A 26,766-nucleotide genomic window follows, 5' to 3' on the forward strand; every position below is an offset into this window, starting at 1 on the left:
TAAGGTAAAGGAATAAAAAGTAAGGCGTTAATGTAAACGAATAATAATTCCCTGATCGCCGCTGAGAGCAAAGTAGCTGTCTACCTCCTGACCTTCTTCTTCGGGAAGGGTGGAGAGGACGATGGTTCCCTTAAACGCATCGTGTTCGGGTTTGAAATAAGCGGGGCGGTGCGTCAGGTTTAGTACGATCAGAAAAGCCGGAGCATTTTCATGCGTTCGCTTATAAGCCAGAATCTGTTGATCTGAATAAACCGGAATGTAATCACCAGCGGTAAATGAAAGTTCTTTCTGTCGCAGGTCAATCAGTCTTTTATAGAGGGTTAACATGGAGAAAGGGTTGTCTTTCTCTGATTCCACATTTAGACGTCGATAGGTACTGGAAAGCCGAAGCCAGGGTTTTTCGGAACTAAATCCAGCGTAGGTGGAGGCATTCCACTGCATCGGCGTTCGGGCAGGATCCCGGCTGAGGTTTTTATCGGGCATGTTCAGCCCTTGTGGGTCCTGTACTTCTGAAAACGGAATCGGAACGTCCTGCATGCCAATTTCGTCTCCGTAATAAATGGTCGGTGTACCCCGTAACGTCAGCAGTAACAATGCCGCTACCCGAGCCTGTTGCAAGCCTACGCGGCTGGTAATGCGGGGTTGATCGTGGTTACCTAGCACCCAGTTTGGCCAGCCGTATTCGGGTAAGGCTCCTTCGTACTGACTGATGGCTGCCGCCAGTTGAGTAGCATTCCAGGGAAGGTTAAGGAGTTGAAAGTTAAAGGGTAAATGGGCTCCCGAGCCGTTTTCCCCGTAATAAGTCACCAGTTTATGAACGGGCAGATAGATTTCACCGATCATCATTCGCTCCTCGTAAGCGTCCAGTACTTCCCGCATCTGGCGAACGATGTCGTGTACTTCGGGCTGGTCGGTAGAGTACACCGCTAATAACTGATCGACCGTAGCCTGATGAGGCTGATAGTCAGGGTTAATCGGATTATTACGGAAATGAGCGTCCTTCACCATGTGCCACATCACATCTACCCGAAACCCGTCAATGCCTTTTTTCAGCCAGTAATGCATGACATTCATCATGGCTTCCCGCACCTCGGGGTTTCGCCAGTTCAGATCAGGCTGTTCTTTCAAAAACGCATGGTAGTAATACTGCTGAGTGGTTTCGTCCCATTCCCAGGCGGTGCCCCCGAACATAGCAAGCCAGTTATTCGGTTCCGAACCATCGGGTAATGCATCTTTCCAGATATACCAGTCGCGTTTGGGGTTATCCCGGGAAGATTTCGATTCCAGAAACCAGGGGTGCTGATCGGAAGTATGATTAGGGACAAGGTCAAGAATCAGTTTCATACCCCGCTGGTGCACTTCTTCCAGTAATTGGTCAAAATCGTCCATTGATCCAAAAATGGGATGAATTCCTTGGTAATCAGATATGTCGTAGCCATAGTCGGCCATCGGTGAAGGATAAATAGGGGAAAGCCATACGGCCTGGATACCCAGCCATTTTAAATAATCCAGCCGATTAATGACACCTTGTAAATCACCAATTCCGTCGGCATTGCTATCCTGAAAAGAGCGGGGATAGATTTGGTAAATTATACCCGATTGCCACCAAAGTTGCTGATTTTTCACTTGAGATTGGGAGGCCATTCCGTACGGAGTCATTTCATTCAAAGGTTGTTTTGAGCCTTATCGTAAAAAAACTATTCTTCCGTCTCGATGGGTGGTAACCAGTTCTGATCTCCACACTGGGGACATTTATCTTCCGTAGTAGATTTCTCGGGCATGTGGTTCCCGCAGTTTTTACACACCATAATGTCCTCTGATTTTTTCTGCTCATCTACTAACTTTTTGTCCCAGTTAGGAATTACGGAAAGCCCAGGAATGGGAGGCTCTTCCTTAATCAACGTAAACTTGCCGTTTGCTTCCAGATAGAGTCGTCGAACCTGACCCAGATGTAAAAGTCCTTCTGAGCGGAGTTGGGCAAAGAGGCGTTCGCGGGTAATGCGACTTCTTCTCATCTGCTCCAGATTTAGGATGCCATTCTGTACCAGAATATCGATTTCATCCTGCGTAATGGCTTCAAAGCGTTCATTACGCGAAGCAATTCGGGCAATTAGCCGTTGCCCCAATACGATGATAATGGCGATGGCCACCGCCGGTAACAAGCCCCGGTCCGGGGATAACACCGGCATACCGATAGCCGCAGCCAGGGAGGTCAGGGCTGCCATTTCGTTACGGTTCATCTGAGAAGCCATTCGCCGACCCATGAAACGCATGGATACCATGAGCAGCAGGTACGTGAAAGCCATGCGGAGCAGGATTTCGAAAAAATAATCCACGGGCAGCTCGCCCATCAGAATCCGCATCCAGTCGGTAATGTGTATATCTTCGGGTTTCATGGCGAAAGTCTATAAAACGGCATCTGCCCAATCGCTGGATTGGCAGGTGGGGCAAGGGTTGGATTTCTCTGATTTAGGCACACTCTGTCCACAAAAACTACAGGCAACGGTATCATCCAGTACGTTCTGAATGTTGTGTATTTCTTCGTCGGCTACATTGGGAGGTAAAGTAGACAGACCGGGTAGGGCTTCTTTTCGCTCATAAATGCTGAATAAACCCGAAGCTTCGAGGTACACCCGTTTCGCCTGTCCCAGATTATACACACTTTTTCGGCGAAGTTCCGTAAAAAGCTGTTGCCGGGAAACGCGGTTGCCCGCCAGGCTATCCACCTGAATAACTCCGTCAATCACCAGAACGCTCACCGTGCCCTGCATGATTTTTTCAACCTTCTTGTTATTAAACCCCCAGAGAGTCGTCAGCCGTTGATACACCAGAGCACAGATCATGGCAAATATTCCCAGGGCAATTCCCCGATCTGGAGCCTGCATGGAGGGAGAGATGATGGCCCCTGTAGTTAGCATTACGGCCATTTCCGTGATGGAAAGTTGCCCATTCATGCGTTTCCCGAGAAAACGCATGATGATCAATAAGAAGAGGTAAATGAATAAAGTACGGAACAGTACTTCAAAGAAGAATTCTGGTGGGGCCATTCCCCAGAGAATTCGTTCCCAGTCGCTTAGATGAATCTCATCCTTTTTCATAGATAGTGCGGGCCGCCCGTGTGGGAGCAGAGCGGATGCTAAAAAAAAGGATGCCTATTTTATTGAGGCAGGTTGATGTACTATTATTTAATATGTTAACTTACTGATTACTAGTTAATTAAAGAAAACAATTTTCTATTACCTATTTTTTATGATAACCTCCGTCGCTATTGGGGTATAACAAGGTAAGTACTGCTTGTACTATTCAGCCTTCAACCTTTGTGTAAAAAGTCCCCCGAACAATCGGGGGACTTTTTTATTTCGTGAGGATAATACCCGTAAATGCCTCTAGTTCAGGTAACACAAATTGAACGGTGTCATTTGTATACGTAAAAGGAATGGCCTTACTTTTTCCAAGTTGCTGGATTTTGGAAGGTTTGAAAGATGACTTTAGGCGGAACGTCAGATTTCGCACGGGTAAAGGTTCGAAGTAGGTATTTCCGCTGAAACCCGTCAGGTTAACCAGGTGTAAAATCAGCCCGTCCGTCGTTTTTTTGGTGAGAGCCGCAGGGGTGTTTTCCGTAAATTCCTGAAGTATCACTTCAACCCGATCTGGAGCATTGGTTTGGATGGCCTTACTCAAATGAGGATCTAAATGATCAATAAGATCAAGTAAAATGTTTTTATGCTCCTGATAACCGTGCAGGTAATAGAGTCTTCCCAGGTTAACAGGTAACAGAGCATTGACGGCTTTTCCGTAAGAATGTAACCCTAAAGCGTAATAACCCGTGGAATCGTGGCCGCCAATGATTTCGGGTGGACCGGGGCGACCTTTAGCGAGCATGGGTAATTGTTTTTGCGTCTGTTCCGTCCAATCGTATTTTCCCAGATTGAACTTCCACATGATCATTTTCTGACCCGCTAGCCGCCTAAACATGGACTGATGAACGGGAGTGAGGTAGTAACCGCTTCCTTCGGCTTCCATCTGAGTCGTTTTCGCTCCAAATAATTCCCGTAGTGCTTCCGGGTGATCGGATAAACTCCGGTTCGTAGCCACTAAATGAGTGCCGTTGCGACTGAGTTCTTTTAGCACTTCCACGGAGGCGGCGGGCAAAAAGGTAATATCTGGCAAAAGGATCAAGGCATATTTCTTCAAATCTTCCGCTCGCTTCTGAAGCTGAGCATCCTCGATGATGTCATAAGACAAATGGGCTTCTTTCAGCATGAGCTGAATGCCCCGATACTCCTGCATGGGTAAGCCGCTGGGCCAGGAGCCGGGTGCAATCAGAGCAATTTTGGCGGTGGTTTTATACCTTCCAAAGTACTTTTCATGGGCTTTATGAAACCCGTAGACTTCCCGTATTACTTTATAGTTTCGCTCGTCTTCATAATCCTGCATATCGCCCATCATACTTAAATCGAGTCCTGACCCATTGGCGATGTTTTCATACAATCGAATCCTTACCTCGTTGGGCTCCACCGCATTATACCGCGATTGAAACGAAATCTGCTGGATACTGGCATTACTGATGGTGTGATGGGGAAAGGTATGAATAGCGTTATTCACATTATCAGAAGCGGAGTAAGGCCAATAAGGCAGGCTATTCGTCTGTGATTCATGACGGATGATGTCTACATACTCGTCCATATACGTGCAAAGAGCTACGTTTTCATTTTTGGATTTGATCAGCTCATGCAGGCCTTTGGTCCAGTCTTCAACGGTGTATTGCTTAAAGGCTAAATACTTCTGAAAAACCGGATCGGTCTTGTCCTCTTTCGTGGGCAGGGCGAGCCCTTTACTGTATTCAGCAAAGCGTTTCTGGTCGTGCTCATTCTGATCAATGCCATGATACACCCCTTCGTAAGGATTGTTCACCTGGTAACCCGGCATATTCAGGAAAATCCCGTCGATGGGAAACGTATCCAGTACTTCCGCAATAATATCAAACGCCTTTTGCTGGACGTAAGGAGCATTAATCGAAACTACTACCATGTCCGTATTGTACACCCGCTCGCCTTTGGGAGAAAGGTAACACCAGTCTGGGTGAGCCTTGAAAATGCTTTCGTGAATACGACTAAAATCAAACCGAACCATAACCTTAATACCGGCAAGGTGACATTGGTCAATGATGTCTTTCATTACCGTTTCTGAACGCAGGTACGGGTTATGGTAATGAAAATCCAGTTGCGTGGGATAGAAAGCCATGATGCCGCCGATGTTAATAATCAACGTATTGGCGAAGCAGCGTTTCAGGTCAGCAACGACAGAATCGGCGTTCAAAGTGGCCGCCTCGGTGGCGGGTAAATTGAACTGAATGGTGCGAAGATTATTGATTTTCCACCAGGGGTAATCGGCAGGCCAGCTCTTCGGCGATTGAGCCATTAAGGCACTGGCCGTAAGTAGTATGGCCAGTACGGAGGTAATAAATCGACACATCATAAATCAGATTTAGAGAGAAGTTACGAAGGTAAAGGAAGGACTGCATTTCAGGGGATTTTCCTGAGAAAAGGAAATTAGAATTCAATGAGAATACCCAAAAACGGGGGGAGCTCGCATGATCCTTTTAAAGGAATAAACACTCAATAATTAACCCACCCGGTTAACGACCCATTTATTCATCCCTATGACGCAAGCTACTATTGATCAATATGGCGTGATTGGTAATATGAATACCGCCGCTCTGGTCTCCCACTACGGATCTATCGACTTTTTGTGTTTGCCCCGCTTTGATTCACCCTCGGTTTTTACGGCTATGCTGGATGCCGAAAAAGGAGGAAATTTCTCGATCATCCCAACCCTGAATGACCTATCTTATAAACAGATTTACTTAACGGATACGGCGATTTTAGTAACCCGATTTTTTTCGGATTATGGCATTGCGGAAGTAGCCGATTTCATGCCCGTCCACGAGGAAGGTTCCCGGATGACTCTGATTCGGAAAGTAACCGCCGTGCGGGGTAATGTAGAATTCAAACTTACCTGTCGGCCCCGCTTTAACTATTCCCAGAGCGAGCATCGTACTGAGTTCGTTGAAAAAGGAGTGAAGTTCACGGCAGAAAATGATCAGATTCTTCACCTCTACAGTGACATTGAGATGAAGCTTGAAGAAAATGATGTAATTACGCTTTTTACACTCAAGGAGGGTGAAACCCAGTGTTTTATCCTTTGCGATGGAAACGATGAAATCACGGATGGAGTAACGGATTTCTGTAAAAGCCATTACGAAGATACCCACCATTTCTGGAAAGAATGGACGCAGAAATGTACATACAAAGGTCGCTGGCGGGAAATGGTCATTCGGTCGGCCATTACATTGAAGCTTCTTTCTTCGCATCAGTACGGCTCGGTTGTGGCTGCCCCTACGTTTGCCCTGCCCGAAACGCTGGGCGGTGAGCGAAATTGGGATTACCGCTACTGCTGGATTCGGGATTCTGCCTTTACCATGTTTGCTTTCCTTCGGCTGGGGTTCATCGACGAAGCCCGCACGTTTATGCATTGGGTGGAAACCCATTGCCTTGACGAACCGTTGCAACTGATGTATAAGGTGGATGGAACACGGCCCGATGATGAAGTGGAGCTCAAGCATTTCAAAGGATACAAGGATTCAAAACCTGTATTGATTGGAAATGGAGCCGTAGATCAGAAGCAAATGGATATTTATGGAGAGTTAATCGACACGATTTATCTTTTCAATAAATATGGCGGACACTTAACCTACGAATTCTGGCAAAAACTATCGGTTGAAGTCGAATACGTATGTGACCATTGGCAAACGCCCGATCATGGCATGTGGGAAATTCGTGGCAAGGAGCGGCAGTTTCTGCACTCTTTTATGATGTGTTGGGTAGCCTTAGACCGGGCTATTAAAATTGGCGAAGAACGTTCGTTTCCCTACCCGCGTGAAAAGTGGTATCACACCCGTAATGAAATCTACGATTACGTGTATAATGAATTCTGGTCGGAAGAAAAGCAGTCATTCGTGCAGTATAAAGGCGGCCACGAACTGGATGCTTCCGTTTTATTAATGCCAGCGGTCCAGTTTATTACTTCGAATGAGCCGCGTTGGCAGAAAACGCTTCAGGCCATTGAGCGAGAGTTAAAACTGGACGTTCTGATTTACCGCTATAACAATGCAGAATCGAACATTGACGGTCTGGACGGAGAAGAAGGAACCTTTACGATGTGTTCGTTCTGGTTTGTCGAATGTCTGGCTAAAGGAGGGCAGGTAGAACGGGCGAGTAACTTCTTCGAGAAGATTCTCGGTTATTCCAACAGCTTGGGTCTGTTCTCGGAGCAGATCAGTAAACGAGGCGAGCAGCTAGGCAATTATCCGCAGGCACTCACGCATCTGGCTCTGATTACCGCCGCCATCGAACTGGATCGCGTTATGACAGAATAGCCAATCTTCAAATCATACCTAAGGGCTGAGCTACTTCAAGTTAGTAGCTCAGCCCTATTTTTTGGTTCATTGATGAGTAGGGTAGGAGGGTTAACCTATTCTGCTTTTTTGAATTCCTCCAGAGCTTTCCGTAATTCATGATTATCCCGTGAAAGCGATTCAACCTGTGATTTAAGAAAAGCAATCTGGTGGAGAAGGGCATCAACCGTACGATCAGTTTCCTGCCAGGGTGCAGCCGTATCCAATGTATCCGCCTGATGCGAATAAGCCCGGCAGGTAGACGAACAGAATTTGGCAGTTGACCGAGAAGCAAAGAACGGCGTTCCACACCATTGACAGGTCTTCTCGAATACTTTAGCGTTATGTTTAAAACCTTCTCTTGATAAACGTGGCATAGTACGATCAGTTGAGGTGAAAATCTGGTGTAAATATAAATAGTTTTTGTAACGTTATTGTTACGTTATAATAATTATTTACAAATTTATGGCAATTACGTTCATCTTATTGGTATATCTATTTATGATATATATTATTTCTAACCTTTATCTACCATTTCTATGAATTATAACCCTGAATATATCCTTAACAATCTCATAGATAATCTGGAAGGAAGTAATGCTCATGTTACTTTTGAAGATGCAGTTGCGAATTTAAATCCGGTTTATCGTACAAAAGTCTACGCTGAATTGCCTTATAGCATCTGGCAATTGGTAGAACATATTCGCATTGCTCAATGGGATATTGTAGAATTCAGTACCTCTTCGGCTCATCAGTCGCCCCAATGGCCGGAGGGGTACTGGCCCAATCCTACATCAGAAATCAGCGAACAGCAGTGGCAAACCTCGCTTCAGCAAATCAAGGATGACCGGAGTCGATTTATCGATCTCTTGAGAGCTAATCGCAATCATCTGTTTACCGCCTTTCCTTACGGTGACGGCCAGCATCTGTTCAAAGAGGCCCTATTAATCATTGATCATACCTCTTATCACACGGGGGAAATTCTGCTTCTCAGAAGGCTGTTTAATAACTGGAATTAAGTATTACTACCATTTTACGCAATAGGAGCAATGCGTTTAGTGGTTATTTACTTAACATAACTATAATTATAAAACTTTTTATGTATACTATTAAGATCTTCTCTTTATTACTATCCCTAATAACATTATTCTTCTTTACGTCTTAACGTGGTATCTGTAAATATTTCATTTTTTACTTCTGAAGATAATTCCAAGAAACGTTCATACTGTTTGAGTACATCCGCGATGATTTCTTTTTCGTTGAAATATTCAATTGTGTATCCCGGGCGATTATCACCAAAAAATGTTTCAGGGATATACGACTGAGTGCCCCGAACGCCGGGAATATTCTTTTCCTGAACTAATGAAGCCGAAATCGTTTTGAGCTGACTGCGAACGCCGTAGGTAAAATCTTCAATTGATTCGTGCTTAATGGTCAGAGCAATTCCTACTGGATTTTCCTGCGGGTGAACCGTCGCCCGAATTCCCTTGCGGTTAAACTCCGAAGCTAATTCGTGTAAGGCGGGCTTCACTACCTGCTCAATGAAGGTTTCCACGTAAGCCTGATTTTTAAAAGAAAGAATGCGTTGCAGGCGATCTTTCCATAATTCTCCAGACCAGTTTCGAGTGGATGGCGAGAACGATTTGGAATAATAATAGTCATCTACCAGTAATCCCTGAATCAGGCTGTAACAAAACAAGAGCATAATCACTGCAAACGGCAGAGCTGTGATTAAGGTCATGGTTTGCAGGGATTGCAGGCCTCCCGCATTCAGTAACACCAAAGCCACCAGGGCCAATAATCCGCCCCAGGCCACCAGTTGCCATTTAGGAGACCGTTCTGCATTGGCAGTAGAAATACTGTTCATCACGAAAATGCCGGAGTCAGCTGAGGTAACGAAAAAGATAAAAATGATAAAGATCGCCAGGCTACTGGTGATCGAACTAGCCGGGAAATAATCTAAAAATCTGAAAAGTAGTTCGTCGGTTCGGGTTACCAGAGCAGTTAAAGCTCCACCGGCTACATTTCGGTCCAGCCAGGTGGCACTGTTCCCAAACACGGTCATCCATAAAAAATTAAAGGCGGTTGGAATCAATAACACGGCAATAATAAACTCGCGGATCGTCCGGCCTTTTGATATCTGGGCAATGAACAAGCCTACATACGGTGACCACGAAATCCACCAGGCCCAGTATAGAATAGTCCATCTGAAATACCAGGGCTGCACGGACGGTTCGTACGCATGGGTATTGAAGGTTAGACTTAGAAATTGGTTTAAATAATCCCCTATCCCTTCCGAAAGCGTACCTAACAAAAACACGGTTGGTCCAAAAATCAGGACGAAAAGCATCAATAATACAGCACTTATTATGTTCAGTTGACTTAAAAACTTTACTCCCTTATTCACTCCTGAGGTGGCAGAAAGAATAGAGATTGCCATAATGATTAGGACAATAGGAACCTGATAAGTAAAGCTTTTGCCCGGCACAATGCCTAGTTCTACCAGCCCTGCATTAAGCTGAACTACTCCAAAACCCAACGTAGTAGTAATCCCGAAAAACGTACTGCAAAGGGCGAAAGTATCAATGGCATTACCCGCCATTCCATTGATGCGGTTCTTGAGGATTGGGTAAAAGCAACTACGAAGCGAGAGAGGCAACTTGTAGCGGTACGTAAAATAGGCGAGCGATAGTCCCACTACTCCGTAGATAGCCCAGGCGTGAATGCCCCAGTGAAAGAACGTATAGAGTTGAGCGTCTTTGGCTCGCTGTATCTCACTATACTCAGCAAACGTTACGTCGGAGAAGTGCGAAAGAGGCTCTGATACGCTAAAATACATGAGTCCAATGCCCATTCCTGCGGCAAAAAGCATGGATATCCAGGAGAGAAATGAATACTCAGGGACTTCGTTTTCATTGCCTAAGGTAACCGAGCCGTACTTACTGAAAACGAGAGCCAGTAGAAAAAAAACGAATAAGGTAACTGACCACACATACACCCAATTCAGGTTAATGAATATCCAATCCTGCACATGCCCCAGAACAGACGCCGTTGCATCAGGAAAAAAACTGGAAACAAAGGTGACAAACAGGATGAATAGTAAGCTGGGAAAAGTAATCCCTTTATGAAAGGTAGTTTGGGCAAAGATCGATGTCAGCCTGCTCATAATCGGTACATAGGTTTAAACACGTAGGCAATGAAAACAACCGTTATCCATACACTTTGTTATGCTTCAACCCTATTAACCTCCCCTACCAGAGCGATCATGCGTAAAGGCATGTACACCTAACACTATCCCGATCAAAGAAGAAGCCCGGTGAATCGTATCCGCCGGGCCTCTCCTTTAATCAATTATCTAGCTCAATAACTTACATAGGCTTGTCGGGCAGGTGCGTTGCCTGTAACCAAAAGCTTTGTACGCTACTCCAGAAGTGTTTTAAGTCTTCGAAACTGCTGGGTTTAACCACGTATCCATTGGCTCCCAGACGATAAGCTCTATCAATGATTACCTGATCATCCGAAGTAGTTAACATCAGAATGGGTAAAGTCTTAAGTTTTTCGTCTTTTCTAATTCGTTCGAGCAAAGCCATACCATTCAGACCTGGCATATTAATATCGAGTAATAACAACGAAGGCCATTTCCCCACCTGCGTTAATAATTCCCAGGCTTCTTCACCGTTCTTGGCAAATTCCAGGGTAAAATTCCGGGGTGATTCATCAAAAGATTCCCTAAGCAAGAAACGATCATCTTCGTCATCTTCTGCGGATACTATTAAAAATGAACTTCTTGGCATAAAGCAATTACTTGATATTTAATGAATTAGAATGTCGGCGTTGGGACCTATATCCTATCCAATGATGAAGTTTGGTTAACGCTTTAACGTATTTAGATGAAATTTTTTTAAGAAACTCAGGGCAATCAGGGTCATTAATGGAATGAATCAACCACGAAACATATCTCTTCATTTATCTATTTAAGGGCCATCCCCCATTACTTTGTGAAGCTTTCCACTTCAGCACCTTTTAACAAGGTATAAACCATTGCTGTACTTATGCTCAAAACAAGATTTCTGTTTTTTATAAAATCAGGTAGGAAGTACAAAGTCTACTTGCGTAATTAGTTTAGGAAGCACACGAATGAGCCGGATCGTCTTTGCCAATGACTAAGAGATTTCAAGATTCTTCTAGTATTCATAAGTACATACCTCTATTTTTCTATAAAAAAGCGTAAAGTTCTTCCTCAGATACCTTAACTGAAGTAATCAAAGGTATAGTAATAATAAGTCATTACCAAAGAGCAAGCCGACAATTAAATTGCCTATTCACTCTCACTTAACAATTAGAATTGGAATTAGTCATTAATACGCGGAACCTGAGCACTGTGGGACCAGAACATGGTTAGTGCGGACCAAAAGCTAAGCATTCCACTGAGGTCTTCGGGCTTGCTTAGATAGGCGTTAACTCCCAGTTTGTAAGCCTTGGTCATTAACTCATCGGTGGTAAACATAGAAAACATCAGCACCGGTACGTGGTTGTACCGGGGCGATTCTTTGAGCTGAGAAAGTAACTCAAGGCCATTAATCCCCGGAAGATCATAATCCAGCAGAATTAATAAAGGGCGGTAAATAGGTTGCTCCAGATACTGCTGGGCCTGCTCAGCTGAAGAACAAAACTCAAACTGAAAAGCGGGACGGCTTCTTTCGAAACCTAGTTTTAATAGTTCCTGATATTCGGGATTATCCTCTACGATCAGTACAGTAGGTTTTGCCATGGCGTAGGTAAATAAAAAAATACTAGAAAATGATTAATAGTAAAAAACTGTGCAAAAGTAACAGGAAACTATCTTTCTGAACTCATACGCGTTTTACATTCTTTACTAAAGATCAAATAACGCCGAATACGTAGGCATTAATACTGATGAACGACTCCTGGTTGTAAGTACTGTTCGTAAGATGTCATACCCTATACAAATTAGCTTTAAACCATTACTAAGGTGCTTTTTAATGCTTACGCACGTTTTCCAGGTATACAAACACATGGATGGCATGGTTGAAGCGGTAGGTGCGTAACTGGTCGTTAGGCATACGCTGAATGGCAAACTGGTTTAAGTAGCCAAGTTCAACGCGGAGGTTCTTCCTGATGGATCTGCCGATGGCCAGGTACGTTCGGTTTTGATCAAAGTGAGTAAGTGATGGGGAAATCACGACCATAGGCTCCACACTGAGATGGGTATACCATTGTTCGTGAAAGGGATTAATCCAGCGAGCCATGCCCCGTAACCGAACGTTAAAGCGATCGGCTAATACTTCCTGCGATTCGCCATCAGAGAGAAATATGTAGGAAGTAGCCAAGGTATCGGTGTGGGAAGGCCAGCGGAATTCCGCCCGATAACGTTGGATAAATTCCCCCTTCTTTAAAGGTTTGGTGATTTGTAATTGGGGGATTATGCGAATTTCCTGAAAAAAGGTTATGGGCTGATACTGGTTGACTTTTCCCCAGTTCCACCATAACCCAATGGGAGAAAGTGACACTCGAACGGGTTTTGAAAGTTGATAATTAACCCAGGGCCGGAACACCTGCAAGAGGGGGTGTCGGAACACCTGTATATCCCGGCCATTGTCGTCGGCCTGCCGTCGATACTGATGATCCAGTTGAAAACTCCACTTTCCCGAAGTCTTATAAACGTAGTTTAATTCCGTCCAGAATACCGCCCGGTGTCGTACTTCATTTGTATACGATTGTCCATAAGCCTGCCCTCCCAAGCAGCAAAACATCAGGAATAAATAACGAATCATTTTTTATCAGGCTATACCAGTCAAACCCTCCTACCTCACTACATAACCGGGGGTGAAGCATAAAGTTATGTAGTAAGGAACTAGATAAGGTTTGAGCTCTATTCCTGAACCTTTGTCTAAACTTGAATCGTTTTTGCCCTTACTGAACCGAAGGCGGAGGCGTTGCGGTACCCCAATTTTTGTTAGGTTGGCTCCCCATGACAAACACTAAGGTGCCACCCTGCATCAGCTCATCCCGATAGAGCCAGCAATTGGTTAGCGGTTTACCATTGAAAGTAGCCGATTGTACATATACGTGTTCAGCAGAATTCTGGCGGGCTACCACACGTAACCTTTTCCCATTCCCTAGTCGGATAGTTGCCCGATCAAAAGCGGGGCTTCCCAGCTCAATAATGGGTCTTCGGTCCGTAAACCCTTTGACGTCGAATAAGCCCAGAGAGGCCATTACGTACCACGACCCCAATTGCCCCTGATCCTCGTCCTGTCCGTACCCATAGCCGTGAATAGGTTGCGTGCCGTAAAACTCGTCGCAGATGGCACGCGTCCATTTTTGAGTGAGCCAGGGTTTCTCTGAAAAGTTAAAAAGCCAGCTACTGTGCAGGTTAGGCTGGTTACCATGGTTATACATGGACTTGATTCCCGCGAAGGCATCGATTTCTTTCCCACCTCCAAACGCATTTTTCTGAGCCGTCGTAAAAATGCTGTCGAGTCGGTTATTGAATTCTTCTTTTCCAATGGTTTCAATCAGAGCTTTCGGATTTTGCGGCACAAAAAAGGTGTATTGCACGGCATTGCCTTCCTGAAATCCCCGCCAGGGTTCGTACGGATCAAAAGCCTCGATGAACGTTCCATCGGCCTTTTTCGGTCGAATCAGTTTCAGTTTCGGATCATAAAGCCGTCTCCAGCCATTGGAGAGCTTTATCAATTGCTGATAATCCTGTTCTTTACCCAAAGCTTTGGCCAGTTGGGCGGCGGCAAAAGTACTGAAGCTATATTCCAGGGTATGAGAAGCCGAAAAGTGTGAACCCGTCGAATCGGTCTGGTCTTCGCCAAGGTAAGGTACGTATCCGCGTTTCACAAAGGTCTCTACATCCCGCTTGCCCGCTCCGATGGGTCGGTTTCGTCCCAGCAGTTCATTCGCCTTAATGGCCTGATACGCCAACTGGGTATCGTAGTCGCGTATCCCCGACTGATAAGCTCCGGCAATGGCCAGCCCTACAAAATTAGTCCCGACCCCCGAAACGAAGTTACTGTTGACGATTCCATCACCAAACCAGCCCCGTTCCTTGTAAACTTCTAGCTGGGTATGCACAAAATCGCTGTAACGCTCGGGATATGAAAGAGCCCATAGTTGCGTCAGATTCCAGTAAGCTCCCCAAATGGCATCGGTATTGTAAAAGTTATGACTGAATGTTCCGTTTTTATCGCGGGGTAACTGCCCTACGGTACCATCGTGACGGGGAAAAGAGCCGTTCACATCATTGGCAACTCCCCGGCCGAGCAGGGCATGAAACAGACCCGTATAGAATTTCACCTTGTTCGTTTCACTGCCTTCCACAACGATCTTGCCTAATTCAGCCTGCCACGTATTTCTGGCTCTTTGACGAGCGGTTTCGAAAGAAAGTCCCGAAGCTTCCGCCGTGAAATTAGCCTTTGCATTCGCAATGGAGGTGTACGATAATCCTACTTTCACTTCAATAGCTTCTTTTTCAGTGGTGGCGTATTCCAGAAAAAGCCCGGCTCCCTTTCCGGTAGCTCTTTGACTCTTCCGTTGAATGCCCGAGTCCGTGAAGGCTCCCACAGCGGTAGGTTTTTTACTCACTTCTCCCCAGAAATACATCGACACCTGCCCGTTGGGATCGTAGGTTCTTACGTATTTGGGGTAGGTGGTCACCAATCCCTCAAAATGGGTATCATCTATCATGCGAACCTCGGCCTTTCTAACTTCCCCGCTTTCTCCCTGTACATGTCCGACGTCTAAAATGATTCTTGACTGTTCGTGTTTAGGAAACGTATACCGATGAAAACCCACATGAGTAGTTGCCGTCAATTCGGCGGTGATGCGGTAATCTTCCAATAAAACCTTATAGTAACCGGGCTCTGCCACCTGATTTTTTCGATCAAATCTGGATCGATAGCCAGTGTCCGGGCTTTCCAGCTCGCCGGGCTTCACCTTTAATTCACCCGTAGTCGGCATAAAACTCACCCCACCCACCTGCCACTCATGAAAATGCACAAACCCTTCAATGGACTCATGCCGGGTATCGTAACCTATTGCTTCCCAGCCCTGCTTATTGCCATAGTGCCCATTGGTGGAAGGAGCCAGTTTGGCCATCCCATGCGGCAGAGCGGCGGGTGTATAAAAAAACCAACGGCTGTGGGCGGTTCCGATGTTAGCATCTACGTAGGCCAGGATCTTCGGTGCCTTTACGGCACAAGAGGTTAACAAGCCTAACAGGCCAGCAATAACGAATGAGCGGAGGTAACTAACTCGCGTAATCAGCCGAGCCATTGAATAGCGTGTATGAGGCATACTTACTTTTTAGGTTTAGAGACGTTTCTAAAGGGAATAGAAGAAGTGCGGTTAAACGAACTCTCTTCATTGCTCATTAGGCATGATTACTAATGACATTTGCTTAAAGAAAAAAGGTCATAAACGCACTTCTGCCCCTATCCGCTCGAACCAATGGAGAAGCCTTCCTTGGAATGGGACGAACTTGACTAGAAGCTAATTAATGCTCACTCAAGAAGTGGTATCCAATGCGAAGTAAGGTTTTTCGCTTTGCTTTGAATGACAGCAGAGTAAAGGTAGTCGTGTGGCTTTGTTACCTTCAGCTTCTTTCCATCTCCTAGCCAGACGCGATGAAGTCGCGTCTTTACCTTTAACAACCGCAGTCGCTCGGCTCCAGCCGAGTGACGATCTGGTCTGGCAGGCCTCTGGCCGATGGTAGAAAGTTTCTTTTTGTTTGGGAAAGAAGTGCTGGGACCTGTTACCAATTCGCCCCCGAGCGATTGTGAGAGTAATAAGGCCCTTCGCTATGAGAATAACGGCAAGTAGGAACCTGCCGTTATCGCAGAAACGAGATGGGATCTCGCTCCAGGGGTAATTTTAACTGCTCGTCCGCGACGCTCAGTGTTACTACCGTCTTCTAAGATTAATGATGAGATAATACACCTTTGTAGTCATCAGTAATGATTAACTGCTTGATCTGATTTTTTTTCCAGGCATCGGCCCCGGGCAAAATGGGCGAAACAGGAATATCCTCTCGGTTTTGTTTCTTTTCGGCAGTTGAAATACCAAAACGTTGATCCCTCTGGGTTAGCAGGCTGTCTTCCAGTTGCCCTTCTTCTGTGAAGCCCATCATTACCATCGGATGCCCCATGGGCAATACCAGATCTTTGTCGGTGTGCCAGGTATGGAAAGTCTTTCCGTAAGTAGTCACGAGTTTCTCCATCAGCTCATGCTCGGCTGCCTGAGGAATGCCCGGGGCTATCAGACTTCCCGACTTAACTTCATAGCGATGACTATGCCAGAGCTTACGCTCTTCCTGAGGTAGAGATTTAAAAATCCGTTCAGAAACGATGTATTCAATACCCATAATTTTAGCATCAGCATCGTTACCATCATAAATAATACACTGTATTAACTCATCATTTACCTGATGGCAGTAATGATGAGCTTCCATCTGTCCTTTCATATTACCATTGTAAAAATGAAAGCCATTTAGATACATGTTCAGTGCTTTCAACGGTTTTTTATCTTGTAATAAATCCGCTCCTATTTCCAGAGCTTTATCTTTTCCTGTTTTTTCTTTACCAGGAGATTCTACGTTAGAAGATGTATTTTTTCCGCCGCAGGAAAAAACCGTAGCAATAATAAATAAACCAGGCAGGATGAATTTCATAAGCTTATGATTTTTTCTAATCAAAGCTGTAAAAAAGCATTCCTTATCTGTCAAGATAAATCAAAAATAGTACTATAATTAATTAGGCCATATAGAACATAATTAATTCTAACTAAGCTTGCAAACGATGATAATAATTAGATAAATAACTTAATCAATGATTAACATCATTAAAACCTATCGTATTCTTATCAATTCACATAATATAAACCATGTTTAATGGCAAATACAATCAAATCAACCGTTCGATTTACTTTAAACTTTTTCATAATATTCTTATAATGTTCCTGAGCGGTATGAACACTTATTTTTAAATGATAAGCCGTTTCCTTAATCGTGAATCCGTTGCATACCTGGTTCAACACTTGTCGCTCTCGCGGAGTCAGGTGAAATACTATTTTCTCATCTACAAGAATATGATCTACCAGGCTTTTCCGAATATTAGTGCTTAAGTATTGACTATTAAGCATTACACTATCGATAGCCCGTTTGATCTCCACGAGTGATTCATCTTTTGAGACGTAAGCATCGGCTCCCAATCGTAATGCATAACGAATCGTATTCGCATCATTGAGAGCCGAGACGATAATAAACTTACTAGAGTCAAATTCTTTCCGGTACTCGACCATGAAGTCCAGACCAGCCTGTTCAGGCATTAACAAATCCAGGATAATCACATCTACTTCACCGCGTCCCGTATCCCCCAAAAAATCAGCCGTTTTCAGGTAATAAGTAATCAGGGCATCCGTATAATAAGTTGATAAAATTATCTTTAATGACTCTCCAATAACGGTGTGGTCATCGATAATTGCTATAGTCATAAAGGGAACGTATATCTAGGAGTGTTAGCAAGAATTAAGTAAAGGTACACATCGCGACTAATTTATTAATATTTATTTAACTTTATTCAGTATTGATTTGACTCCTTAGGTTAATGGGTCCTATTTCATCCCCCCAAATTTAGGGGGATGAAATAGGACCCATTACGTTATTTTTATAGAATAATTTAAATCCCATCTTTGTCACAATTCAATAACATGGTGGGGTTTTTAAATAAATAACTGGCGGTTATACTTATTACACGAACCTCATAATGTTATTGAATTACTTTTAAAAGTAAATAGCGTGTATTCACGCCATCTATTCTACTCTTGACTTATTAAAAAGATATTATCCAACCACTCCGCTATGAACAGCATTACTTCAATTCTAGGGTATACTCCCAAGAAGATAGGGGTATTCAAAACCGCTTCCATGGCTGATCTGCCGAACGACATTCGACTATTCAGATCACTTAAATCCAGTTTTCCTGAAGCAACGTTGGTCTGGATTTCTTCGAAAGATTCCAAAGAACTGGTAAAGCGATTTTCAGGGGTAGTGAATGAATACATCAACTGCCCTGATTACGCGAACCATAACCACTCTCATTTGAATTTCAGCTGGTTTACAGAAGCCATGCAACAGCAGCAATGGGATGTAATCATTCAAATTGATTCGAACAAACCTTCTGTAGATAAGTGGCTTGAACTCTGGAATCCAAGACTTTTAGTAAGGTATTCCCTGGAAAGTAATTGTCCGTTTAAGCATACCTTAATACTATCATTAAAACCCGCTCTTGCTAAAGAGTGTGTACAAACGCATCTATTGAATTCACTGGGCATTCCGGCCAGTCCCAATGGATTCCAATTTCCTTCGACTGAATCAGATAAACGGGCCTTTACCCAATTGTACCCTGAACTTTTCCAGCACCCATTCGTATGCATTCATATGGAAAATCCGGCGGTGCAAACCTGGCCTATGTGTTATTATACCATGATTGCCTACTTATTGGCTGACCATGGGTATAGCCTCGTTTTTATTGCTAATGAAGAACAGCAAACCAGTATTCTGGAAATTTGCCAACACATTGAGTCTCCAACGTTCAGCTTTTTACGGGAAAACTTATGCTGGAGCAACCTGGCCTATTTAATCAATCAATCCTCATTAGTCATCGGTGATGATACAGACATGGCTCAGCTCGCCGTTCATCTGGACGTGCCCAGCGTCTGGCTGAGTACCCGCGGACACCAGCTTCAGTTTCATGAATCCCGTTCAAAATCAGTGCACATCCTCAAAGAATCTCAACCCATTAAGGAAGTGATTCATGAAATCAGTACACTGCTTCATCTTAACCAGGAGAATTTCTGGTAATCATTACATTTTTTCCAACAGTCTTTTACTCTTAAAACCTTCCAGGTTCAGTGTAGCCATAGGGAACAACTTTTTGACAAAAGTAACAGTGGCTATACTCATGGATTAAATCAATACTTTGAATTCATCGGAGCTATTGATTTTTCTTTTTACACCATGCAACCAGCATTCGAAAAACAGCTTTCGTATATTATTAGCCGTCAGCATGAAATTGTAGACGCCTGGCATGAAACATGCTTGCAAGATTCTCAGTTTAGTCACCTGGTTAATCATTTTAATTTACAGTTCATCATGGGAGAATTAGTAGCTCGTCTTACCCAGCTTCCATCGAAAGCACCTATTACTTCTTCTTTAGTAATGGAAAGTTTAATTCCGCCGGAAAAGAGGAGTATTAATACCTGCCAGTTTTTCATCCGTCAGTTACATCATTTACAGAAAGTCATTACGCGTGAACTAGAATCATACGCTTCTTCGCAAAGCTCGGAAGAAACTAATCAACGCTGGGAATTTCGTCAAACGGTTATGACTTTGATTGAAGAATGGATTGAAGAAACCTTACAGGTTTGTGCGGAAACCATGACTAAAAATTCTTCTAATTTTTTTAATCAATCGACTTTAACGGATGAACAGATTGGCATTTTGCGGGCATTCATTCATGATACGCGGGGTAATTTGGGAGCGATTAGTGGAGCATCCGTTTTATTAGGTACCGCAGACATCAGCGAATCTCAACGACAGATTTTCAATGAAGTTTTACAACGAAATGTAAAGGAAATTCAACTTGTGTTAAATGAGCTCTTTGAGTTTTGTAATGTAGGCAAGAAATCTTTACATCTGTCTTCAACCAATGTGGCCCAGGTAATTAAAGAAGTAGTAGCAGAAGTCCAAGTTAATAAACCAACGCTTGTTGCTATTCATACCTACGGTCCCGATTTGTTACTGGCAGTAACTGACGTAGAAAAACTAAGTACCATTTTACACAGAACTTTACAGTTCATTTTACTACAAATGCCTAAGGGGTCAGTGAGTATTTCTTACGCCTCTGCAATCGAAGAAAATAGCTGGACTTTAAATATTCAGTTTTCAGAATCTGGATTTTCCTTTGATAATAGAGAAAAAATACTAAGTAAGATGGGTCATACTTTTGAGTTCACTGCTAACCTTTCCTCTCGTCAAAAACTAAGCTTATATATGGTCAGAATTTTAAGTACATTATTGAATGCCAGGCTGGCTATCGAAGATAAAAAATGGATTTACATTAAGTTTCCATTGTCTATCATTGGTGGATCTTAAATTAAAACAAAAGGGATTAACTCAATAAAACTAAATCCTTGAGTTAATCCCTTCTAGTCTATATTAAGCTTTATCATCAAAATAATCTTACCTTTAAAGTAATTCTACTTAGGGCAACAAAACGGCGTTTACTACGTGAATAATACCATTTTTCTGCATTTGATCCGGTAAGTTAATAATCGCCTGCGTTCCTTTTTTATCCGTGAAAATAAGTTTCTTATTTTTCTCCACTACCATTACTATTTCGTCGGAAATGGTTTTTAATCTGGCTACGCCATTTCCCTTTGCAATGGCCTGACGGAGTTGTTGCGTTGTAAATTTACCGGGAACAATGTGCAGAGACATTACCTTCCTCAGATCGACGGCCTGATTTTCCTCCAGTAATTTTGAAACGTGAGTAGATCCATAAAAAGCAGAATCGGAAGGAGCAAAGACCGTGTAAGGCCCCGGTCCCTGTAGCGTTTGTACCAATCCCACTCCCCGAATGGCCGACATGAACATATAGAACAAATGGGAATTATTAATGTTCTGAACAATGTCTTTCTTCGCATCCATGGGTACCCGTTTCCGTCCCCCTAACTGACCCGTGGTGTCGTACGTGGCCTTCATGGAACGAGGGCCAGGCTTGGCCATTTGATTGGCTCGCTGGTCATGCTGCTGCCCGTAGGCCAGGCCCGCACTAGTGACCAGGATAAATAAGAATATTGTTTTCATGGCTAATCATGGTTTACCAGCTTTTAAATAAGCTGAAGGTGAGGTCTAATCTGTAGGTTAACGATATCACTGCGTAACGGTTGACTCAGGACAAACCCTACCGCCTGGGCAATGTCATCGGCGTGTAACATCTCTAGTTCCTGCTGTTTCTGCTTTTGCTCTTCCTCGGAAGCGGGCTGCATGGGCGTAGCTACGGCTCCGGGTTCAATCAGACTTACTTTTATACCCAGGGGATTTACTTCTTTTCGAAGGCTTTCCGTAAAACCCTGAATGCCAGCTTTGGTAGCCACGTAAACCGAGCTGCCTTCTTCCCGCACATCTGCACTCATGGAACCTATGTAAACCAGATGTCCGGCCCCTGTTTCCTTCATCCGTTTGATCGCTTCTCTGCTGCAAGCCAGGTAACCCATGAGGTTGGTTTCGATCACATACCGCCAGTTTTCCTCCTCCATGATTCCGCTGGCCGCCAAGGCCGCATTGTTAATCAGCACATCAATCCCCCCTAGCTGGCTGTCCACTTTTTTAAAGACAAGTTCGATGGCCCGGGGCATACTGACGTCTGCTACGCAACCATGGGCCGAATGGCCGCTTTCTTGAATGGCCTGTAAGGTTTCCTTTAGTTCATTTTCATGACGTCCTACAATGAGTACGTTGGCACCCTGAGCGGCTAATAAGACAGCCGTCGCCCGGCCAATGCCCGTAGTTCCGCCGGTAATCAGGATGCGTTTTCCTTCCAGAGAAGTAGGTTCGATGGTGTTCATAATGCATTCGTTTTTAGCTCCAATACGTAAGGGTTACTTCTGTTCCACCGCGTAATTCATATTCCCGAAAGGTGTGGGCGTGATCTTCGTTACAAGGCGTAACTTCGTTCTTGTCCTCACCCACCAGGCATTGGGTATAAGGTAGAATTCCTTTAGGCGATAAAAGGCGAAGTTTGCAAGTACCCAGGTCGCTACCGCCGATCACCAGCGTTACTTTTCCTTCTTTGGATGATTCACTCAGAAAATCGGCCCGGAAAACGGGATATTCCACAAAGATTTGAAAGGGAACTTTCGGGAAAGAGTGGTAAGCGTAGCTAGTTAAGACAAAAGCCATCGCTGCTCCATACACTTCCTGGCCTACCTGTCCCGATTGTTGCCAGCCGCTCCGCAAGTCTTCAATGGGAATACTCAGGTTCCGCATGGTAGTCCCTTCTTTCGGTTGCATGCAAATCAGAGCCGGAGGAGTCTGATCAGGGTAAAAAAACTGGCCCCGGTGCAAAAGATATTTGCCGTATTCGGCCAGTAAGTAATTCAACTCGCGGGGAGCTACCTGATGCACTTCCTTGACATAAGCGGTTAACGCCGCCAGCGATTCCGCCTCTTCGTAAGCGGAGATATATTCGGCATCTCGCAGAGGCGACAGCCCCATGAATATAGAATAGTCTTTCCCGTACCCGAAGTCACATTCCCATAACCACATCTTGGCCAGTATATTCGCTACACAGAGGTAACTCAGTTCGAGATAGGTTCGGTTATTAGTGATCTTCCAGAGCCGGGCCAAGGCAACTCCGCTCATGATGGTATTATTAGACTGATAAAGCAGACTGAACTCCAAGTTTAGTAGTCGCTGGGCCGATTTTTCTGCTTCTTCAAGGTAGATTTCTTCTTTCGTAAACTCATAAGCCTGAAGCATTACGTGTATGTATAGACCCGGCACATCATGCTCACCGCCGGCTCCCGGCTCGGTTTCGGCTTTCATCACCGAGAAATCATTCATGTAATAGAAAACCGGCCATTCATAATTGAAATGGTGAGCGGCTTTTATCAGGTAAGATAACGATTCAAAAAAAATGGAATGAGCGGCTTCATGCCCAAAACTTGCTAATCGCCCCGTGTTTATTAATATATGCAACAGATACCAGGAATCAATGATTTCAGGTTTTTCCTCCTCACTTAGCTCTTCGTCGGGTTTCTTGAATTTTACGCCGGGAAGCCAGCGGGTAAGCACCTTTAGTTCTTTCTTGAAAAACGTAGGTATACTCCGCATCAAATCCTGAGATAGAGCGTAAGAGGTGGTTTGCTTCCATTGTTCGTACTCCAGTAAAGGAATCAGAATGGCCAATTGAACCATACTTTCCGGTGGCTTCTCGTACGAATCTACGTACGCATTGAGGTATACCTGTTGATTGATAATCTGTTTACAAGCCTTCGAACGGTTTAAGCTTATCAGGGTTCGCTGAGCCCGGCTTGGCCAGTCTACATAACTGGTTGGAGTTTTAGGTAACTGGTCATAAATAAGAGCTAAGGATTCAATAAACTCCAGCGGTTTTGCCAGTTGTGTAGCTTCCGAAGCCTGATTAATCACCAGAAACGCATCCGAAAGCAGATACGTCTGATCGGCTTTCAAAGGGGTTTGACTAGGAGGTAAGGCAAAGCCTAGTTCCGGCCATTCTCCTCCCACGCAGTTAGTAGGCTCGGTGTGCGATGACTCAAAATAGGGATTTAACGAGGTAAAATTCTGTATGTACAGGGCACTACCAGCCCCCGGTAGATCAAAATAAAGTAACCCCACAGCCGGTCCTTTCTGAGCAATTTTCACATCGACTTCCGACTGCGGATAAAGGTCTCTGGGTAAGGCACTTAAAAATAATTTCTGACGCGTCTTTAGCTGATTCGTGTAGCGTACAAGTCCTTTTTCGGGATCAATGATGGCAAAGCTTACCTGAAAAAGCCCTAAACTTCCCTGGATCGTAAAGCAGATCCGCTCCGTTGTATATTCGGTGATCTGACAGGATTCAAAACCTTGCGGATCAAAACAGGCCCGAATGGCAAACTGCGGGCCTTCGGGATAAGCATAAATGATCCAGAGTGAATTAGTATCGACCAGGTAGGTCCATTTTCCCTTACTATAAAGGAAAGCCAGCACTTGCTGATTTTCACTTTCGAATACGGCTTGTATACCGGCGGCCCACTGGGAGACGCCGGAGGTAGTAGAGACGGTGGTACTAGTCATACGTTTATTAGGTTTAGCAGAAATCTTCTTGTTTATTTCAGAACGACGATGAAATAAACGGCTACTAATCAAAGACTTCTAAGCGTACTTTTGAATTTCTGCCCACAGATCCGGGGCATCGGCTTCGCTAAAGGGCAGGTATTGAACTTCCGTGAAATACGGCGTCCCCTGCCCCGAAGCGAAAACCGCATAATAGGCATTCTGGGTGTCTCGCATTACGCCAGCCCAGGTGTCTTCGGCCAGTGGTAAGGAAGGTTTTTGAAAGTCTTCGGCTGTGGTTAGCAATTCCAGAACCTTTTTAGCGAAATCATCGATTGAACCTACCATCTTTTTATCATCAAAAAAGGTAGATCCTGAGCGTTGGATAGGTTTCATACTAAAGAGCAGATAGGATTAAAGGCTGGACAGGAGATCAATCATGAATCAAAAGCTTAAGGAGTAAAAACGGCCCGCATGCAGTGATCGCGTTTTTCGTAAAACAGGTCATAGGCTTTCTGGCCGTCTTCCAGTCCTACCTGATGCGTAATGAGGTACGATGGATCTACTTTGCCGTCACGTACGTATTCCAGCAAGCGGGGAATGTATTTCTGAGCGTGCATTTGTCCCATCTTGAAAGTCAGTGCTTTATTCATGGCCGCTCCCATGGGAATTTTATCAACGAAACCACTGTAAACGCCAACGATGGACACCGTTCCGCCTTTGCGGCAAGCCATGATGGCTTCCCTTAAAACAATAGGCCGATCATTCTCCAGCCGCACCCATTGCTTCACGCGGTCGTAGTAATAGCCGGGTCCTTCGCCAAAGGCTTCCATTCCTACCGCATCTATACATACGTCAGGGCCTCGACCGCCCGTTAACTCTTTCAGAGCTTCCTGAATATTCACTTCCCGGTAATTGAGCAAATGCGTAGCTCCGGCGTGAGCCTGGGCAATGCGAAGTCGTTCGGGGTGACCGTCAATAGCAATGATGCGTTCGGCCCCCAATATACGTGCACTCTGTATGGCCATTTGACCTACGCCGCCGCATCCCCATACCGCCACCACCATCCCCGGTTTTATACCGGCCATATCAGCGGCCATGAAGCCCGTAGGAAAGGCATCGGAACAAAAAACAACGGATTCGTCTGAAAGTCCTTCCGGCACTAAAAAGGCTCCCTGATCGGCAAAAGGCACACGGATGTACTCGGCATGGCTACCAGCATACCCGCCGAAAGCATGAGAATACCCAAAAATGGCCGCTACCGAATCCCCATACATTTTCTCTAACAGATGAGCATTCGGATTGGTGTTATCGCATAAAGAGTAGGTCTGTTCCTGACAGTGCTGACATTCACCACAGGCAATCACCGAACCGACGACAACCCGATCCCCTTTCTTTAGCTTTTTTACTTCAGGACCTACTTCCACAATCTCCCCCATAAATTCGTGGCCTAATACATCCCCCGCCATTACCGTAGGGACATAGCCATTAATGAGGTGCAAGTCCGACCCGCACACGGAAGACATGTGGACGCGAACAATGGCATCATGAGGATTAATAAGTTGAGGATCAGGAATCGTTTCGACTCTTAAGTCCCGAATACCGTTATAACAGAGGGCTTTCATAGGCAGTTTGATAGGTAGATGGTGAACCCGTCACGGACTTTCCGGACGGATGAGCTTCGCTAACAGGCAATTCTCCCGTTTCAAAGAATTGTTTAAACCGACGAATATCTTCCTTGACCATTTGCTCAAAAGCAGGGTTAAGCCAACCCGCCAGAGCGTGCCCTACGTAACCCACGGGTGGTTGGTAGGTAATGTGTACGTGTACTTCCGTGCCCCGATCACCGGGAGCATCGGCAAAGTATACCTCACCCACGTGATCTACACTGGCCTCTGCAACCGATTGCCAGTGAAGCCATTCTCCTTCCGTTTCGCCGGTAATGTCGGCATCCCATTCAATGAACCCTACCCCGCCCGGCAAAGGTGCCTCCCAGTGCGAACGATGCGAGTCCAGGACCGTAACCCGACTCAGATGCTGCATAAAACTGGGTAGGTTTTCTAACTGCCGCCAGTAGGCATACACGTCCGCTCGGGGCCGATTGATGGTCAAACTTCGCTTAATGGTCAATGGCTTTGGATTGCTTTCAGCGGTATTTCGTCCCACGGCTTTATTCACGGGACAATACCCGGATAAGCCCCGAAAAAGCAGGTAAGCCCCCGCTCCCAATACGGCCCAGCGATTCAGAGGTTTGCGAAAGGCATACGTTGTAAGAAGAGCTCCACCGAAAGCGGAAACCATTCGTTCCGTAGAGCCGATGTTTACTTTACCAGATCCTCTAATGATAGGTTCCAGACGCTCTTTTTCAAAAGAATAATCATGAATTGAATTCATAATAGATTCAAATAAAGGTTTCACTTAAAAACATAACAGAGCGTTA

Annotated in this window: 22 protein-coding genes; 4 read left to right on the forward strand and 18 right to left on the reverse strand. The window is 44.8% G+C overall.

The window, feature by feature from the left end; genetic code table 11:
- Positions 1-27: 27 nt before the first annotated feature.
- The 4 genes from QE357_RS24675 to QE357_RS24690 form a co-directional block, all read right to left on the reverse strand.
- Positions 28-1,659, reverse strand: a complete 1,632-nt coding sequence (locus QE357_RS24675; RefSeq protein WP_309713921.1) for an alpha-amylase family glycosyl hydrolase — start codon at positions 1,657-1,659, stop codon at positions 28-30.
- Between the two features lie 38 nt (positions 1,660-1,697).
- Positions 1,698-2,396, reverse strand: coding sequence for a YetF domain-containing protein (locus tag QE357_RS24680; protein ID WP_106635958.1), 699 nt, complete (start codon positions 2,394-2,396; stop codon positions 1,698-1,700).
- 9 nt (positions 2,397-2,405) lie between these two features.
- On the reverse strand, positions 2,406-3,098 hold the full coding sequence (locus QE357_RS24685; RefSeq protein WP_309713926.1) for a YetF domain-containing protein: 693 nt from the start codon (positions 3,096-3,098) through the stop codon (positions 2,406-2,408).
- 256 nt (positions 3,099-3,354) lie between these two features.
- Positions 3,355-5,478 (reverse strand): family 10 glycosylhydrolase, encoded by a 2,124-nt coding sequence (locus QE357_RS24690; protein ID WP_309713927.1) that lies wholly within the window; start codon positions 5,476-5,478, stop codon positions 3,355-3,357.
- Positions 5,479-5,662: 184 nt separating this feature from the next.
- Between QE357_RS24690 and QE357_RS24695 the strand changes: the two genes are divergently transcribed.
- Positions 5,663-7,438: a glycoside hydrolase family 15 protein gene (locus QE357_RS24695; RefSeq protein ID WP_309713930.1), complete on the forward strand. Its 1,776-nt coding sequence runs from the start codon at positions 5,663-5,665 to the stop codon at positions 7,436-7,438.
- A gap of 95 nt (positions 7,439-7,533) precedes the next feature.
- On the opposite strand, the gene QE357_RS24700 is transcribed toward QE357_RS24695, so the two are convergent.
- A complete protein-coding gene (locus tag QE357_RS24700) occupies positions 7,534-7,833 on the reverse strand; it encodes a hypothetical protein (RefSeq protein WP_106635955.1) in 300 nt (99 codons plus the stop codon).
- Positions 7,834-7,995: 162 nt separating this feature from the next.
- Here QE357_RS24700 and QE357_RS24705 point away from each other — a divergent pair, with 162 nt between their 5' ends.
- Positions 7,996-8,475, forward strand: coding sequence for a DinB family protein (locus QE357_RS24705; RefSeq protein ID WP_309713933.1), 480 nt, complete (start codon positions 7,996-7,998; stop codon positions 8,473-8,475).
- Positions 8,476-8,600: 125 nt separating this feature from the next.
- On the opposite strand, the gene QE357_RS24710 is transcribed toward QE357_RS24705, so the two are convergent.
- The 7 genes from QE357_RS24710 to QE357_RS24740 form a co-directional block, all read right to left on the reverse strand.
- Positions 8,601-10,622 carry a BCCT family transporter gene (locus QE357_RS24710; RefSeq protein ID WP_309713936.1) on the reverse strand — a complete coding sequence of 674 codons (2,022 nt, stop codon included), beginning with the start codon at positions 10,620-10,622 and terminating at the stop codon, positions 8,601-8,603.
- A 202-nt stretch (positions 10,623-10,824) separates the two neighbouring features.
- The gene (locus tag QE357_RS24715) at positions 10,825-11,250 is read right to left on the reverse strand and encodes a response regulator (protein WP_106638194.1); all 426 of its coding nucleotides are present in this window, start codon (positions 11,248-11,250) and stop codon (positions 10,825-10,827) included.
- A gap of 557 nt (positions 11,251-11,807) precedes the next feature.
- Complete coding sequence (locus QE357_RS24720; protein WP_106638193.1) at positions 11,808-12,227, reverse strand: response regulator; 420 nt, start codon at positions 12,225-12,227, stop codon at positions 11,808-11,810.
- A 229-nt stretch (positions 12,228-12,456) separates the two neighbouring features.
- The gene (locus tag QE357_RS24725) at positions 12,457-13,251 is read right to left on the reverse strand and encodes a DUF2490 domain-containing protein (protein ID WP_309713941.1); all 795 of its coding nucleotides are present in this window, start codon (positions 13,249-13,251) and stop codon (positions 12,457-12,459) included.
- 139 nt (positions 13,252-13,390) lie between these two features.
- Positions 13,391-15,784, reverse strand: a complete 2,394-nt coding sequence (locus QE357_RS24730) for a GH92 family glycosyl hydrolase (protein WP_309713944.1) — start codon at positions 15,782-15,784, stop codon at positions 13,391-13,393.
- A 622-nt stretch (positions 15,785-16,406) separates the two neighbouring features.
- The gene (locus QE357_RS24735; protein ID WP_309713947.1) at positions 16,407-17,156 is read right to left on the reverse strand and encodes an OBAP family protein; all 750 of its coding nucleotides are present in this window, start codon (positions 17,154-17,156) and stop codon (positions 16,407-16,409) included.
- A 191-nt stretch (positions 17,157-17,347) separates the two neighbouring features.
- A complete protein-coding gene (locus QE357_RS24740) occupies positions 17,348-17,977 on the reverse strand; it encodes a response regulator transcription factor (RefSeq protein WP_106638190.1) in 630 nt (209 codons plus the stop codon).
- 367 nt (positions 17,978-18,344) lie between these two features.
- On the opposite strand from QE357_RS24740, the gene QE357_RS24745 reads away from it, so the two are divergent.
- The gene (locus QE357_RS24745; protein ID WP_309713951.1) at positions 18,345-19,346 is read left to right on the forward strand and encodes a glycosyltransferase family 9 protein; all 1,002 of its coding nucleotides are present in this window, start codon (positions 18,345-18,347) and stop codon (positions 19,344-19,346) included.
- Between the two features lie 156 nt (positions 19,347-19,502).
- Positions 19,503-20,639 (forward strand): hypothetical protein, encoded by a 1,137-nt coding sequence (locus tag QE357_RS24750; RefSeq protein WP_309713955.1) that lies wholly within the window; start codon positions 19,503-19,505, stop codon positions 20,637-20,639.
- A 108-nt stretch (positions 20,640-20,747) separates the two neighbouring features.
- Here the strand turns inward: QE357_RS24750 and QE357_RS24755 are convergent, their stop codons facing one another.
- The 6 genes from QE357_RS24755 to QE357_RS24780 all read right to left on the reverse strand — a co-directional run bounded on the left by QE357_RS24755 (position 20,748) and on the right by QE357_RS24780 (position 26,720).
- Positions 20,748-21,353 (reverse strand): fasciclin domain-containing protein, encoded by a 606-nt coding sequence (locus tag QE357_RS24755; RefSeq protein ID WP_309713960.1) that lies wholly within the window; start codon positions 21,351-21,353, stop codon positions 20,748-20,750.
- A 23-nt stretch (positions 21,354-21,376) separates the two neighbouring features.
- Positions 21,377-22,114, reverse strand: a complete 738-nt coding sequence (locus QE357_RS24760; RefSeq protein WP_307144136.1) for an SDR family oxidoreductase — start codon at positions 22,112-22,114, stop codon at positions 21,377-21,379.
- 13 nt (positions 22,115-22,127) lie between these two features.
- Positions 22,128-24,347 (reverse strand): hypothetical protein, encoded by a 2,220-nt coding sequence (locus tag QE357_RS24765; protein WP_309713965.1) that lies wholly within the window; start codon positions 24,345-24,347, stop codon positions 22,128-22,130.
- 78 nt (positions 24,348-24,425) lie between these two features.
- Complete coding sequence (locus QE357_RS24770; protein ID WP_309713967.1) at positions 24,426-24,722, reverse strand: hypothetical protein; 297 nt, start codon at positions 24,720-24,722, stop codon at positions 24,426-24,428.
- Between the two features lie 56 nt (positions 24,723-24,778).
- Positions 24,779-25,951 (reverse strand): zinc-dependent alcohol dehydrogenase, encoded by a 1,173-nt coding sequence (locus QE357_RS24775; protein WP_309713970.1) that lies wholly within the window; start codon positions 25,949-25,951, stop codon positions 24,779-24,781.
- Positions 25,932-26,720 carry an SRPBCC family protein gene (locus tag QE357_RS24780; protein WP_309713974.1) on the reverse strand — a complete coding sequence of 263 codons (789 nt, stop codon included), beginning with the start codon at positions 26,718-26,720 and terminating at the stop codon, positions 25,932-25,934. The genes QE357_RS24775 and QE357_RS24780 overlap by 20 nt, the downstream gene beginning before the upstream one ends.
- Positions 26,721-26,766: the final 46 nt, after the last annotated feature.

The organism is Siphonobacter sp. SORGH_AS_0500 (genome assembly GCF_031453245.1).
In the GTDB taxonomy this organism is placed as follows: Bacteria; Bacteroidota; Bacteroidia; order Cytophagales; family Spirosomataceae; genus Siphonobacter.